Annotated in this window: 15 protein-coding genes; 3 read left to right on the top strand and 12 right to left on the bottom strand. The window is 63.1% G+C overall.

The genetic code is table 11. The annotated features are described in order from the left end of the window. Positions 1 to 21: 21 nt before the first annotated feature. Entirely contained in the window at positions 22 to 555 is a 534-nt protein-coding gene (gene msrA / locus O0880_RS01375; protein ID WP_071321856.1) for a peptide-methionine (S)-S-oxide reductase MsrA, read from the bottom strand. Positions 556 to 766: 211 nt separating this feature from the next. Between msrA and O0880_RS01370 the strand changes: the two genes are divergently transcribed. Then, positions 767 to 1273 carry a flavin reductase family protein gene (locus O0880_RS01370; protein ID WP_071321855.1) on the top strand — a complete coding sequence of 169 codons (507 nt, stop codon included), beginning with the start codon at positions 767 to 769 and terminating at the stop codon, positions 1271 to 1273. Positions 1274 to 1311: 38 nt separating this feature from the next. On the opposite strand, the gene O0880_RS01365 is transcribed toward O0880_RS01370, so the two are convergent. The 11 genes from O0880_RS01365 to O0880_RS01315 form a co-directional block, all read right to left on the bottom strand. Then, positions 1312 to 1998 carry an OmpW family outer membrane protein gene (locus O0880_RS01365; RefSeq protein WP_071321854.1) on the bottom strand — a complete coding sequence of 229 codons (687 nt, stop codon included), beginning with the start codon at positions 1996 to 1998 and terminating at the stop codon, positions 1312 to 1314. Positions 1999 to 2097: 99 nt separating this feature from the next. Continuing rightward, the gene (locus tag O0880_RS01360; RefSeq protein WP_289884654.1) at positions 2098 to 3489 is read right to left on the bottom strand and encodes an esterase; all 1392 of its coding nucleotides are present in this window, start codon (positions 3487 to 3489) and stop codon (positions 2098 to 2100) included. Between the two features lie 240 nt (positions 3490 to 3729). Continuing rightward, positions 3730 to 4764 carry an L-threonylcarbamoyladenylate synthase gene (locus tag O0880_RS01355; RefSeq protein ID WP_289884653.1) on the bottom strand — a complete coding sequence of 345 codons (1035 nt, stop codon included), beginning with the start codon at positions 4762 to 4764 and terminating at the stop codon, positions 3730 to 3732. Beyond that, positions 4761 to 5969: a 5-(carboxyamino)imidazole ribonucleotide synthase gene (locus tag O0880_RS01350; RefSeq protein WP_289884652.1), complete on the bottom strand. Its 1209-nt coding sequence runs from the start codon at positions 5967 to 5969 to the stop codon at positions 4761 to 4763. Before O0880_RS01350 ends, O0880_RS01355 begins: the two co-directional genes overlap by 4 nt. 15 nt (positions 5970 to 5984) lie before the next feature. Then, positions 5985 to 6485, bottom strand: a complete 501-nt coding sequence (purE, locus tag O0880_RS01345; protein ID WP_289884651.1) for a 5-(carboxyamino)imidazole ribonucleotide mutase — start codon at positions 6483 to 6485, stop codon at positions 5985 to 5987. Position 6486: 1 nt separating this feature from the next. Beyond that, positions 6487 to 7380, bottom strand: a complete 894-nt coding sequence (locus tag O0880_RS01340; RefSeq protein WP_289884650.1) for a phosphoribosylaminoimidazolesuccinocarboxamide synthase — start codon at positions 7378 to 7380, stop codon at positions 6487 to 6489. Between the two features lie 118 nt (positions 7381 to 7498). Beyond that, positions 7499 to 8563, bottom strand: a complete 1065-nt coding sequence (gene fba / locus O0880_RS01335; protein ID WP_010401625.1) for a class II fructose-bisphosphate aldolase — start codon at positions 8561 to 8563, stop codon at positions 7499 to 7501. A gap of 72 nt (positions 8564 to 8635) precedes the next feature. Next, a complete protein-coding gene (pyk, locus tag O0880_RS01330; RefSeq protein WP_071321849.1) occupies positions 8636 to 10090 on the bottom strand; it encodes a pyruvate kinase in 1455 nt (484 codons plus the stop codon). A gap of 113 nt (positions 10091 to 10203) precedes the next feature. Continuing rightward, a complete protein-coding gene (locus O0880_RS01325; protein ID WP_289884646.1) occupies positions 10204 to 11415 on the bottom strand; it encodes a phosphoglycerate kinase in 1212 nt (403 codons plus the stop codon). A 77-nt stretch (positions 11416 to 11492) separates the two neighbouring features. Further along, positions 11493 to 11843 (bottom strand): AzlD domain-containing protein, encoded by a 351-nt coding sequence (locus tag O0880_RS01320; protein ID WP_071321847.1) that lies wholly within the window; start codon positions 11841 to 11843, stop codon positions 11493 to 11495. After that, positions 11836 to 12570: an AzlC family ABC transporter permease gene (locus O0880_RS01315; protein ID WP_071321846.1), complete on the bottom strand. Its 735-nt coding sequence runs from the start codon at positions 12568 to 12570 to the stop codon at positions 11836 to 11838. Before O0880_RS01315 ends, O0880_RS01320 begins: the two co-directional genes overlap by 8 nt. A gap of 258 nt (positions 12571 to 12828) precedes the next feature. Between O0880_RS01315 and O0880_RS01310 the strand changes: the two genes are divergently transcribed. Continuing rightward, positions 12829 to 13023 carry a zinc-finger domain-containing protein gene (locus O0880_RS01310; protein ID WP_071326184.1) on the top strand — a complete coding sequence of 65 codons (195 nt, stop codon included), beginning with the start codon at positions 12829 to 12831 and terminating at the stop codon, positions 13021 to 13023. 70 nt (positions 13024 to 13093) lie between these two features. After that, a complete protein-coding gene (locus tag O0880_RS01305) occupies positions 13094 to 13519 on the top strand; it encodes a nuclear transport factor 2 family protein (RefSeq protein ID WP_071321845.1) in 426 nt (141 codons plus the stop codon). Positions 13520 to 13525 lie beyond the last annotated feature (6 nt).

Here is a 13525-nt window from a genome sequence, read left to right as displayed (position 1 = left end):
GGCCGGCGTCCCGCGCACGCCTCACTTCAGGCGGTTCGCATACATGGCGCGAAATTTCGCCACCTTGGGCGCCACCACGAAAGCGCAATACCCCTGCAGGGGATGTTGCTCGAAGTAATTCTGGTGATAATCCTCGGCCGGGTAATACGCTTGTGCGGGCGCCAGTTCCGTGACGATGGGCGCATCCCACACGCCGGCCATCTCGGCGATGACCTTGCGCGCCACCTTTTCCTGCCCGGCCGACTGGTAATAGATGACGGAGCGATATTGCGTCCCGACATCATTGCCCTGGCGATTCAGGGTGGTGGGGTCGTGCAGCGTAAAGAATATTTCCAGCAAGTCATGGTAGCTGATGATGGCCGGATCGAATTCCAGCCGCACCACCTCCGCGTGTCCCGTCTGGCCCGTGCAAATCTGCTCGTACGTGGGCGCCGGCACGCTGCCGCCCGTGTAGCCGGACTCGACGCGCGTCACGCCGCGCGCTTCCAGGTACACGGCGGCCAGGCACCAAAAGCAGCCGCCGCCGAGTACCGCGACTTCCGTCTGTCCATCCATGATGCTCTCCCCCGTCGATGCGATCCCGGACCGGTGCCGGCCCTTGAAAGACAGGAAATACTTGTCTCTTCCACCACTGTAACGCAAAGCGCCCTGGCTTGCAGCGCCGCTTGAAACGGCGCGTGGCCCACCGCACATAGGGGCATGCCGGCCAGGATTGCGCTGGCATGGCCGATTTTTGGCATAATGTCAGCAAATAGACAGGTTTCCCATGAACACACGCTCTCCCCGCGCGCCAGCGCAAGAATTCGATACGACCCATTTCCGCCAAGCACTTTCGCAGTTTGCGACGGGCGTGACGGTGATCACCACGCGCCTGGCCGATGGCAGCTTCCGTGGATTGACTGCCAGTTCCTTCAATTCCGTCTCGCTGTCGCCGCCGCTGGTGCTGTGGAGCCTCGGTTCCGTGGCGAACAGCATGCCCATCTTCAGCGGCAATTCGCATTACGTCATCAATGTGCTGGGCGCCGACCAGGCGGAACTGGCGCAGCGCTTTTCACGCCGCACGCCGAACCCGTTCGACGACGTCGAGTACGAACTGTCGCGCACGGGCCAGCCCATCCTGAAAGGGGCGTCGGCCTGGTTCGAATGCCACAACCGCAGCCGCTATCCGGAAGGCGACCACGTCATTTTCGTGGGCGAAGTGGAACAATGCGCGTTTGCCGCGCAGGCGCCCTTGATCTTCCACAATGGAAAGTTCAATACGCCGCCAGCCTGAGCGGGACAAAAAAAATCCGCCGAAGCGGATTTTTTGCATTACAGGGTAAAGTTATACCCGATGCTGACGCTCACGGCGAGCGGGTCGAGCTTGATGTCCTGCGTCTGCCCCGTCGAGAATTTCGCCTTGGTTTTCAGGAAGGTCTTGACCACGGCCACGTCGGCAAACCAGCGCTCGTTGAGGGCCAGCGTGCTGCCGACCACCAGGCTGCCGGCCAGCTTGTTATCCATGCGGTAGGTGACTGGCTTGCCACCCGGATCCAGCAAGGCCGTCAGCTGTCCCGAACCTTTTTCCTTCTGGAAATAGGCGTACGTCAGGCCCGCGCCCACGTAAGGGCGGATCATCGCATTGGGCTGGAAGAAACGGTACTGGACGAACGCCGTTGGCGGCAAGGCTTCCGCCGTCCCCAGCTTGCCCGTGCCCTTGATGGCGCCGTCACCGACCAGTTCATGCTTGTATGGCACGCCAAGGATCATTTCAGCGGAAATATTGTCCGTGATCATGTAGGCAAACGTCAGGATGGGCTTGGTATCCGACTTGACGTCGGCCTTGGTGCCCGGCAAGGCTGGCGCCGACACGTCGCCACTGTCCACATGCGGCGTGATCTTGTTGAGGCCAACCTTGGCCATCCAGGTGCCTGCGCTTTGCGCCGAAGCGCCCGTCGCCACGACCATCGCGGCAGCGGCGGCCAGCACGCGTACAGCGGTATTCAAACGATTCTTCATCTTGTCTCCTGATTCATCATGTGCGGAGTGTTCCGCTATCGAGTCTTGTCGCTGCCGGCGCCGGCCCTGCCCCGAAGGCATGGCCGGCGCGGCCTTCCCTTACAGCCAACCGCGCACGACCATTTCCTTGGCCACGAAGCGGGCCAGCAACAGGTTGTTGAACGGCGTAGGATGCACATCGTCGGCATACGCATAGTGGCTGACGTCACCCGATTTCAGGTTCGTGCCATTGCATACCAGCGAGCTGCCCAGTATGTTTTTCGCCGGCGTCAGGTCGCACGCCGTCTCGCTGACGTTGGTCAAGCCATACGGGCCGGGATTGACGCCCTGGTCATGGCTGACGGCAAACACGTCGACCAGCAAGACTTTCGCATTGCCATTCAAGCCCGTGCTCAGTTCGCTGTTATAGGCGCTGACCATGGCGTTGATGAGTGCCTTGGTATTGGCATCCTTGCTCAAGCCCGATGGCGTGCCGGCCACGTCCGGCAGATTGTTGACCACCACATAGTTGGCGCCCTTGGCGATGACCTGGTCCTTGACCAGCGCCACCAGCTCCTTGCCTGCCAGCGCCATGGAAGCAACCAGCGCCGGGCCTTGGGCCGCAGCGTAGTCGGCACCGGCCTTGGCGCCGGCGGCATTGCCCGTCACCGTCGCATCGGCTTGCGCCTTGGCGACCAGCGGGCCATAGACGGCTGGCGCAGCTACCGCCGTATTGCCGGCGATCACAGCAGCCTGCACGGCAGCGGCCACGATCGTTGTCGGCGTGGCGCCGGGCGCCGTGCTGGCGGTCTGGACAGCGGCACCGATCGACGCCGCCGCCGTGGCGGGGTTGGTGGCGCCGGCGGCCAGGGCCAGGGTCAGGTTGGTGGCGAATGCCTTGGCGCCCGCATCCGCGCCAGCCTTCGTGCCAGCCGCCGTCGCGCCGGCCTGCAGTGCACCGAGCTGGTACAGCACGTCATTGCCGCCAGCCATCACGAAGACAGCTTCCGTGCCGCTGAACTTGCCGCCGGAAACGGCCAGGTGATTGGCGATCTGCGTCACCACCGGCACCGTCAGCGCGCCCAGCGCGCTACCCGTCAGCTTGTTGTTCGGGCCGACCGGATTGGTCACGCGCGAACCGCCCATGGCGTAGCCGAAGCAGCCCGCATGCTTGACGCGGGCGACGGCCAGGCCTTGTGCGGCATTGCCTTCCAGCCCCGTTTCGGCGGCGCATGGCGCGGCCAGGCCAAATTGGGCGGCCAGGTGCTCGGTCCAGTTCTTGCCCGTCAGTTCAGGATTGATCTTGGTATTGTCGCCATTGATGGTGAACTTGCCGCCACCGAGCTTGGCCACGGTGCCGACGGCGTACGACCCCACGTCGGACAGGCTGTCGCCGAATGACACCTGCGCCGTATATTTGACTTTCAAGGCTTGATCACCGCCACTGGCGCCGCCGCAACCTGCCAGGACAGCCGCTGCCAGCACGGCCAGCGCGAATTTGGTTTGATGCATTTTGTCTCCTCGGTCTTTTTTCTGGTTTCTAAACGAACGGGCGTGCTATTCGCTACCCAACTAATATGCCATCGTTCCTCAGGCTTGTATAGAAAATATGTTTTAAAAATCAACGAAATAACAACAGCGCGACACCCGGCCGCAGTGGAACGGATGCATGGATTATGGAGGATTTAAGATGTTTCGTGGCAAGCATCTCTATTGCGCTGCATCAAGAAAAAGCCCCTTGCGGGGCTTTTGTCAGGCTGATAGAAATTGCTGCAAGATACCACTTGAGCCAAACGCGGCACGCCGCAAACGGTCATTGATGCCCAGCCACTCGGGGCCGGTCGGCGGCGCTTCCACCAGGATCAGCTCGGCACCGACCTGGTCCATCGTGCGCAGCGAGGCGTACAGCGCATGCGCATAGCTGTGCGGGTCCGCTTCCAGGCGCACGCTGGCGCTGGCCGGCGGCATGTCCGAATAATGGATCAGCGCTACGCGGCGCTCGTCGTTGAGCAAGCGGTTCAGCGTCTCGCCCAGTTCATCGCTGTGCTGCATCGCAACAGGCGTGTGTGGCGCGTAATGCGATTCCAGCGTGCCCGATGCGCGCGGCGCAGCCGCATCGGCCATGGCCGGCGCGCGGCCAATGACGGCGGCGATCTGCTCGCTGCTGATATGGCCGGGACGCAACAACACGGGGCCATGCGTGGCCAGGCGCGACAGGTCGACGATGGTCGACTCGATGCCGACGTCGCTCTGCCCGCCATCGAGCACCGCGCCCAGCAGGCCGCTGTCCAGTTCCGCATCGAATTCGTCGCGCACGTGCTGTGCCGTGGTCGGGCTGACATTGCCGAACTTGTTCGCCGACGGCGCCGCCAGTCCCCCCTTGCCGCCCTTGAAAGTGCCTAGCAATGCGATAGCCACCGGGTGCGACGGACAGCGCAAGCCCACCGTATCCTGGCCGCCGGAGACGGCGTCGGGAATGTGCGCGGCACGCTTGAGGATCAGGGTCAGCGGACCGGGCCAGAAGGCGGCCACCAGTTGCTGTGCTTCTTGCGGGATATCATCGGACCAGTGCGCCAGATCGGCGTCCGGCGCCACGTGCACGATCACCGGGTGGTCGGAAGGCCGGCCCTTGGCTTCGTAGATGCGCGCCACGGCGGCCGGATTTTCCGCGTCGGCGCCCAGGCCGTACACGGTTTCTGTCGGGAACGCGACGAGACCGCCCGCTTCCAGCACGGCGGCCGCCGCCGCGATGGCGGCCTGGTCCAGATCCAGTTCGGGCACGCTCACGGCGCGATTCCCAGGATCAGGCAAGCGTCGCGCAGGCGCTGCTGCGCTTCCGGCAGGCTGGCAGCCACCAGGGTCAGATGGCCCATCTTGCGTCCACGGCGCGGATCGTCCTTGCCGTACAGGTGCAGGCAGGCGCCCGGCAGGGCCAGGATGCGCTCCCAGGCCGGCTCGCAGGCGACATCGCTGCCATCGGCAAACCAGGCATCGCCGAGGATGTTGAGCATCACGGCCGGCGAATGCTGGCGCACGTCGCCCAGCGGCAAGCGCGCCATGGCCCGCACCTGTTGCGCGAACTGGCTGGTGACGCAGGCATCCATCGTGTAGTGGCCGCTGTTATGCGGACGCGGCGCCATTTCATTGACCACCAGGCTGCCGTCGGTCAAGACAAAAAATTCAATGCACAGCACGCCAACATAGCCGAGCTCGGCGACCATGGCTTGCGCCGCCCGCTGCGCCCTGGCGGCGCTGTCGGCCGACACGTTCGGGCCCGGCACGGTGGTGGTAAACAGCACGCCGTCGCGGTGCACGTTTTCGGCGATCGGATACACGACCGACTGGCCGTCCGCGCCGCGCGCCGTCAGCACCGACACTTCGTAGGCCAGCGGCAGCATTTTTTCCAACAGGCAAGTCACCTGGCCCATTTCGGCAAAGGCGGCGCGCACCTCGTCGCGCGTGCGCACGCGGTACTGGCCCTTGCCGTCATAGCCCATGCGCACGGTTTTCAGTATGCCCGGCAGCAAGTCGTCGACTATGCCGTCGATGTCAAGCTGCGTGGCGATGACCATGTGCGGCGCCGGCAGCACGCCCGATGTCTGCGCGCAGTCGACAAAGAAACGCTTTTCGGCGATGCGGTCTTGCGCTACCGACACGCCGTGCGCATTGGGCGCCACGAACACGTGGCCGGCCAGGCGCGACAGGCTGTCGGCCGGCACGTTTTCGAATTCCGTGGTGACGGCCAGGCACTGGGCGGCCAAGGCGTCGAGGCCGTCAAGGTCGTCATAGCCGGCGTTTATCAGGCGCTGCGCCACCTGCCCCGCAGGGCAGCTGGCGGCCGGCTCCAGCACAGGTTCAAGAACTGCAACCTGATAGCCCATGCTCTGGGCGGCCTGGGCAAACATGCGGCCGAGCTGGCCGCCGCCCATCACGCCCAGCCACGCCGGTGGATTGGCGGAGGGCAACAATGGGGAAGTCAATTTACTATTCATTATTTTTCAAGCACATTAGTCTAGCGGCAATACCATGGCCTTGGCGGCGGCCGTTTGCGTGACGCGGAACGCCTCGAGCTGGTCGGCCAGGGCGTCGTCGGTGGCGGCAAGCATCGCCACCGCCGTCAGCGCCGCATTCGCCGCGCCCGCTTCGCCGATGGCGAAGGTCGACACCGGCACGCCCTTGGGCATTTGCAGGATCGACAGCATGGAATCTTCGCCGCGCAGGTATTTCGACGGCACGGGCACGCCCAGCACCGGCACGATGGTCATCGCGGCCACCATGCCAGGCAGGTGGGCCGCGCCGCCGGCGCCGGCGATGATGGCGCGCAAGCCGCGCGCGCGCGCGCTTTTCGCGTAGGCAAACATTTCGTCGGGCATGCGGTGCGCGGAAATGACTTGCGCCTCGAATGGCACGCCAAACTGTTTCAGGATGGAAACTGCATTCTGCATCACGTCCCAATCCGAGGACGAGCCCATGATGACGCCGACCAGCGGCTTGTTCTGCTCAGTCATCTCAGGCCTTCAGCTTCTCGCCCGTCAGGCGTTCGATGGCTTCGAAATACTTGGCCTGGGTTTTTTCGATGACGTCGGCCGGCAGCGCAGGCGCCGGTGCGGTTTTGCCCCACGTCAATGTTTCCAGGTAGTCGCGCACGAATTGCTTGTCGAACGACGGTGGCGAGATGCCAGGCTGGTACGAATCCGCCGGCCAGAAGCGCGACGAATCGGCCGTCAGCACTTCATCCATCAGATGCATGACGCCATTGTCGTCCAGGCCGAATTCGAACTTGGTGTCGGCGATGATGATGCCGCGCGTGGCGGCGTAGTCGGCGGCGGCCTTGTACAGGGCAATGGCCACGTCGCGCATCTTGGCGGCCAGTTCCGCGCCGATGCGCTGTTCCATGTCCGCAAAGCTGATGTTTTCATCATGCTCGCCCAGCTCGGCCTTGGCGGCCGGCGTGAAGATCGGTTCCGGCAGCTTTTGCGCCTGTTGCAGGCCGGCTGGCAATTCGATGCCGCAGATGCTGCCCGTATCCTGATAATCTTTCCAGCCCGAACCGATGATGTAGCCGCGCACGACCGCCTCGACCATGATGGGCTTCAAACGCTTGGCGACGACGGCGCGGCCCCGCACCTGCTCCACTTCCTCGGGCGCCACCACGGACTCCGGCGCCACGCCGGTCAGGTGATTCGGCACGATGTGGCCCAGTTTCTCGAACCAGAAGTCGCTCATCTGGTTGAGGACCTTGCCCTTGCCGGGAATCGGTTCGTTCATGACGACATCGAAGGCCGACAGGCGGTCGGTGGTGACGATCAGGATCTTGTCGTCGCCGACGGCATAGTTGTCGCGGACCTTGCCGTGGCCCAGCAGTGGCAGGGATTGGATGGAAGTCTGATAGAGGCTGTTCATAGCGGAGGGAATGATGTGATGAAACGAAACCGGCAGGCAGGGGACGCCCGCCGGTCGAGAAAATCGGGCACCAGGATACGCTATCTGCGTATGCCTGCTGCCCGTTCCAGACAGAATTTTACTTCACAATTTGCGACAGCTCGCCGGCCTTGTAGCGCTCGGCCATTTTTTCCATCGTGATAACCTTGATTTTCGACGCCTGGCCTTCGCAGCCGAACGCCTGCATGCGGGCGCGCACGATCTGCTCGGCAGCGGTGCGGGCCGGCTTCAGGAAGTCGCGCGGGTCGAATTTCGATGGATTTTCAAACAGGTATTTGCGGATCGCGGCCGTCATCGCCAGGCGGATGTCGGTGTCGATGTTGATCTTGCGCACGCCATGACGGATGCCTTCCTGGATTTCTTCCACCGGCACGCCGTAGGTTTCCTTCATGTCGCCGCCGAATTCGCGGATGATGGCCAGCAATTCCTGCGGCACCGACGACGAACCGTGCATCACCAGGTGGGTGTTCGGGATGCGCGCGTGGATTTCCTTGATGCGGTCGATGGCCAGGATGTCGCCCGTCGGCTTGCGCGTGAATTTGTAGGCGCCGTGCGAGGTGCCGATGGCGATGGCCAGCGCGTCGCACTGGGTGCGCTGCACGAAGTCGGCAGCTTGCGCCACGTCCGTCAGCAGTTGCTCGCGGGTCATGGTGCCGTCGGCGCCGTGGCCGTCTTCCTTGTCGCCCTTCATGGTTTCCAGCGAACCGAGCACGCCCAGTTCCGCTTCCACCGTCACGCCGATGGCGTGCGAGAACTTCACCACTTCGCGCGACACTTCCACGTTGTATTCGTAGGAAGCCACCGACTTGCCGTCCGCTTCCAGCGAACCGTCCATCATCACGGACGTGAAGCCCGAGCGGATGGCGGCCATGCAGACGGCCGGCGACTGGCCGTGATCCTGGTGCATGACGACAGGAATGTGCGGATACGCTTCGACGGCGGCGTCGATCAGGTGGCGCAGGAAGGCTTCGCCAGCGTATTTGCGGGCGCCGGCGGACGCCTGCATGATCACCGGCGAGTTCAGGGCATCGGCGGCGGCCATGATGGCTTGCACTTGCTCCAGGTTATTGACGTTGAAAGCAGGAATGCCATAGCCGTTTTCGGCGGCATGGTCCAGCAGTTGACGCATGGATACGAGAGACATGGTAATACTCCAGATAACAATAGAAACCGTTGCGGCGCTTCGCGGTCGATCACCGCGCCGGCGCCTGAATGCTTACGTCAGGTCAAACTCGCCGACCTTGACGATTTTAAGCGCGTTGGTACCGCCCACCTGCCCCATGGGCTCGCCCCAGGTCACGACGATCATGTCGCCCTTGCGCACGATGCCCTGCGCCACCAACAGCTCTTCCGCCTGCTTCAGCACCTGCGCGCTGGGGGCGTTCTGCATCAGATGATACGCCCGTACATTGCGGTACAGCGCCGCTTTGCGCAAAGTCGTGACGCTGGGCGTGAGCGCGTAGATCGGCGTGTCGATGCTGTGGCGGCTCATCCACAAGGCCGTGGAACCGGATTCCGTCAGGGCCACGATGGCTTTCACGCGCAAATGGTGGGCCGTAAACAGGGCGCCATACGCGATCGACTGGTCGATGCGGGTAAACGTGACATTGAGGAAATCGGCATCGAGCTTGTTGTATTCGGACTGTTCCGCCTCGATGCAGATGGCGGCCATCATTTCCACCGTCTCGATCGGGTACTTGCCCGAGGCCGTCTCGGCCGACGTCATCACGGCATCCGTGCCGTCGAGCACGGCATTGGCCACGTCCGACACTTCGGCGCGCGTCGGCACGGCGTTGACGATCATCGATTCCATCATCTGCGTGGCCGTGATCGCCAGCTTGTTCGAGGCGCGCGCCATCTTGATCATGCGCTTTTGCAGGGCCGGCACGGCCGCGTTGCCCACCTCGACCGCCAGGTCGCCGCGCGCCACCATGATGCCGTCGGACGCGTCGAGGATTTCCTGCAGCGCAGGAATGGCTTCCGCGCGCTCGATCTTGGCGATCATCATCGGCTTGTGGTGGTACGGTTCGCCCGCGATATTGGCCAGCTGGCGCGCCATTTCCATATCGGTCGCGCATTTCGGGAAGGAAATGGCCAGATAGTCGGCCTGGAAACTCATGGCCGTCTTGATATCTTCCATATCCTTCGCCGTCAGGGCCGGCGCGGACAGGCCGCCGCCCTGGCGGTTAATGCCCTTGTTGTTCGACAACTCGCCGCCAATCTTGACGGTGGTGTGGATTTCGCTGCCGTGGATGCGCTCGACGATCAGCACGATGAGGCCGTCGTTCAGCAGCAGCACGTCACCCTTGTGCAGGTCGCGCGGCAGGGCCTTGTAATCGAGGCCCACGCGTTCCTGGTTGCCCAGCTCGCCATTCTCGCCCCACTTGGCATCGAGGATGAAGCGCTCTCCCGGCTCGAGCGCGATGCGCGTGTTTTCAAACTTGCCGACACGAATCTTCGGCCCTTGCATGTCGGCCATGATGGCCACTTCGCGGCCGCACTCGGCCGCCGCCAGCCGCACCAGCGCCGCGCGGTCGATATGGTCCTGCGCCTTGCCGTGGGAAAAATTCAAACGCACCACGTCGACGCCCGCCCGTATCATCTTCACCAGGATGTCGAAGTCGGTGGAGGCGGGGCCGATTGTTGCTACGATTTTTGTACCACGTGGCATAGGATTCCTTGTGCGCGAGCGAAGGTGATCAAGGCCGGTTTGATGTTACATCCGGCAAGGTAAAAGCGCAGCGGTCAGGCTGCGCTTGGTACTGAACGGCTAACTGCTGCGCCTTACGCAGCGCGCTGCATCAGAATTTCCACGGCGGGCAACGTCTTACCTTCCAGGAACTCCAGGAAGGCGCCGCCGCCCGTCGAGATATAGCTGATTTGATCGGTAATGTCGTATTTGGCAATCGCCGCCAGGGTGTCGCCACCGCCGGCGATCGAGAATGCTTTCGATTCGGCAATGGCCAGCGCCAGGGTCTTGGTGCCGTTGCCGAACTGGTCGAATTCGAACACGCCGACGGGGCCGTTCCACACGATGGTGCCGGCAGCGGCGATCTGCTGCGCCAGCAGGGCAGCCGTTTTCGGGCCGATATCGAGGATCATGTCATCGTCGGCCACATCGGCCACGTCCTTGACGGTGGCGGCGGCCGCAGGCGAGAACTCCTTGGCGCACACGACATCGACGGGAATCGGCACTTGCGCGCCGCGCTTGGCCATGATGTCGATGATGGCACGGGCTTCCTCGACGAGTTCCGCTTCCACCAGCGACTTGCCGACGTTCAAGCCAACGGCCTTCATGAAGGTGTTGGCGATGCCGCCGCCGACGATCAGATTATCGACCTTGTCGGACAGGGCTTTCAGGATGGTCAGCTTGCTCGATACTTTCGAACCAGCAACAATCGCCAGCAAGGGGCGGGCCGGCGCGTGCAACGCTTTCCCCAGCGCATCGAGTTCGGCCGCCAGCAGCGGGCCGGCGCAGGCGACAGGCGCGAACTTGGCGATGCCGTGCGTGGACGCTTCCGCGCGGTGGGCCGTGCCGAACGCGTCATTGACGTAGATATCGCACAGCTTGGCCATTTTTTGCGCCAGCTCATCGCTGTTTTTCTTTTCGCCCTTGTTCACGCGCACGTTTTCCAGCAAGACCACTTGCCCGGCAGCCAAGGACTCCAGGCCGGCGCCATCGATCCAATTTTGCTTCAATGCAACTTCTTGGCCCAGCAGCTCGGACAGGCGGGCGGCCACGGGCGCCAGGCTGTCGGCAGGCTTGAACTCGCCTTCCGTCGGACGGCCCAGGTGCGACGTCACCATCACGGCGGCGCCAGCGTCCAGCGCGGCACGGATGGCCGGCACCGAGGCGCGGATGCGCGTATCTTCGGTGATCTTGCCACTGTCATCTTGCGGGACGTTGAGGTCGGCGCGGATAAACACGCGCTTGCCTTGCAGTGCATTTTGGTCGATCAAATCTTGCAGACGGATGAAGTTGAGAACAGCTGACATGGCGATCCAGATGACGAGTGGAAGGAAGTGCGCTATTTTACCGCAATGACCAGACCAAATCGCCGATTTGTCCTGCTTTACTGAAAAACGTGCAACAGTCGCAAGCCCGTGAAAACCAGCATGCCAAACACGATGGTTTGCAACATATTGCGCCGAATCACAAAAAAGATCGTGGCGGCAATACCCGACAAGAGTTTCAAATTGGACAATTCCAGGTGCACCTGCTGCCCCTCCATCAGCATGTCGGGCGCGATGATGGCCGCCAGCGCGCAGGCCGGCGCATAGCGCAGCATCTCGCCCACGCGGCGCGGGATGGTGATGTGGTGGCCGACCAGCCAGAAGGTGCTGCGCGTGGCGGCCGTGGCCACCGTCAGCACGGCGATGGCCAGCCACACGTCAAAGCTGCCCCAGTCGATATTGTCAAACATGGCGTTTTGTCCACTTTTCCGTCAATTCTTCCACGGCCATGGCGCTGACCATGCCCACCAGCACGGCCACCAGCAAGCCCAGCTTATACGGCAGGCTGAAGGCGAGCACGGCCACCGTGCCCGCCACCAGCACGCCGCACAGGGCGGCGCGGTTCTGGATCAGCGGCACGGTGACGCACAGGATCGCCAGCGTCCCTGCAAAGCCCAGCCCCCATTCGGCCGGCACAACGGCACCCAGCACGATGCCGATGAAGGAACCGATCTGCCAGGCCAGCCAGTTGGGATAGATCAAGCCCTTGAGGAAGGGCAGCTTGGCCGGGTCCGGCGCCTCGTCGCGGTAGCGCTGCAGGAACAGCCCCACCGTGATATCGCCGGAAACATAGCCGAGCGCAAAACGCTGGCGCCACGGCAGATGGGCGAAATGGGGCGCCAGCAGCACGGAAAAGATGACAAAACGCAAATTGACGACGAGGGCCGTGGCAAAGATCACCCACACGGGCGCCTGCGCGGCCAGCAGGGGCAAGGACGCGAGCTGGGCCGAACCGGCAAAGACGAACAGGGTCATGGCGCCCGCCTGCGCCACCGTCAGGCCGCTCTTCACCATGGCCACGCCCACCACCATGCCCCAGGCCGCGATGCCCAGCAAGCTGGGCGCCCCCAGTTTCAGGCCGGCATGCCAGGCGTCTTTCAGCAGAGCGTCATCGCGGGCGGCCGCGATCGCGTTCACGCGGCGCTCCGGCAGGCTGAGTGTGGTAACTGCACAACAATGGTGCGTGGCGACAAGGGCGACAACGGCGATACCGGCAAGGCAAATCCAGTCATGGTGGCGCTGCAGGCGCCATATTTCCGCAAAAAACCGCGCCGCAGCCGAAGAGGGTCGAGCCGCCATTTTAGCCATGATTTTTGCTGTCTGCCTGAATCCGTTAAAATCGTGCTTTTGGCAGCAGCCGACTTCCATCCATACAGCCTCACGGAGCATGACAAGATGACAAATACCACCCAGCCAGCGGTCGAACTCGACAGTAAAGACCTGCCAGCCCACTGCCCTAACCCGGCCATGCCGCTGTGGTCGTCGCATCCGCGCGTGTTCCTGGAATTCAACAAGAGCGGCATCGCCAAGTGCCCGTACTGCGGCACCGCCTACACCCTGAAGGAAGGCGCCAGCGCCGGCCATCATTAAACTGCCCAGCGGCGCGCCACCAGCGCGCCGTTTTCATTTGCACAGCTGTACCGATCAGTCCGGAGTCGTCATGAAACGTCTGAAGGAACTCAATGGCAGCGCCGCGGAAATCGAAGCGGCGTTCTACGATGCCTTGCACCGCGCCGACCTCGAAGCGCTGATGGCGCTATGGGCCGACGACGAAGAAATCGTCTGCATCCACCCGGGCGGCGCACGCCTGATCGGCCATGCGGCCATCCGCGCTTCCTGGGAAGCCATCCTGGCCGGCGGCGGCCTGCACATCGTGCCGGCCCAGCTGCATGAAACGCACAATCTGATGAGCTCGGTACACACGGTCATCGAAGGCGTCACCGCCGAGGAAGGCGGGCCGGCGCACCTGCTGGCCACCAATGTCTATGTGAAAACGCCGCGCGGCTGGCGCATCGTGCTGCACCACGCCTCCATCGCGCCGGGCGGCGCACCGGCGGACCATGCGGGAGCGCAGATCCTGCACTAATCTCTG

Source organism: Janthinobacterium sp. SUN118 (assembly GCF_030397695.1).
In the GTDB taxonomy this organism is placed as follows: Bacteria; Pseudomonadota; Gammaproteobacteria; order Burkholderiales; family Burkholderiaceae_D; genus Janthinobacterium.
The sequence above is the reverse complement of the archived record's forward strand: the minus strand, read 5'-3'. Positions and strand labels throughout refer to the sequence as shown.

Bases quoted from the DNA above. Each gene is read 5' to 3' on its own strand.
- msrA (WP_071321856.1), bottom strand. From the start codon at position 555: ATGGATGGACAGACGGAAGTCGCGGTACTCGGCGGCGGCTGCTTTTGG.
- O0880_RS01370 (WP_071321855.1), top strand. From the start codon at position 767: ATGAACACACGCTCTCCCCGCGCGCCAGCGCAAGAATTCGATACGACC.
- O0880_RS01365 (WP_071321854.1), bottom strand. From the start codon at position 1,998: ATGAAGAATCGTTTGAATACCGCTGTACGCGTGCTGGCCGCCGCTGCC.
- O0880_RS01360 (WP_289884654.1), bottom strand. From the start codon at position 3,489: ATGCATCAAACCAAATTCGCGCTGGCCGTGCTGGCAGCGGCTGTCCTG.
- O0880_RS01350 (WP_289884652.1), bottom strand. From the start codon at position 5,969: ATGAATAGTAAATTGACTTCCCCATTGTTGCCCTCCGCCAATCCACCG.
- purE (WP_289884651.1), bottom strand. From the start codon at position 6,485: ATGACTGAGCAGAACAAGCCGCTGGTCGGCGTCATCATGGGCTCGTCC.
- O0880_RS01340 (WP_289884650.1), bottom strand. From the start codon at position 7,380: ATGAACAGCCTCTATCAGACTTCCATCCAATCCCTGCCACTGCTGGGC.
- fba (WP_010401625.1), bottom strand. From the start codon at position 8,563: ATGTCTCTCGTATCCATGCGTCAACTGCTGGACCATGCCGCCGAAAAC.
- pyk (WP_071321849.1), bottom strand. From the start codon at position 10,090: ATGCCACGTGGTACAAAAATCGTAGCAACAATCGGCCCCGCCTCCACC.
- O0880_RS01325 (WP_289884646.1), bottom strand. From the start codon at position 11,415: ATGTCAGCTGTTCTCAACTTCATCCGTCTGCAAGATTTGATCGACCAA.
- O0880_RS01320 (WP_071321847.1), bottom strand. From the start codon at position 11,843: ATGTTTGACAATATCGACTGGGGCAGCTTTGACGTGTGGCTGGCCATC.
- O0880_RS01310 (WP_071326184.1), top strand. From the start codon at position 12,829: ATGACAAATACCACCCAGCCAGCGGTCGAACTCGACAGTAAAGACCTG.
- O0880_RS01305 (WP_071321845.1), top strand. From the start codon at position 13,094: ATGAAACGTCTGAAGGAACTCAATGGCAGCGCCGCGGAAATCGAAGCG.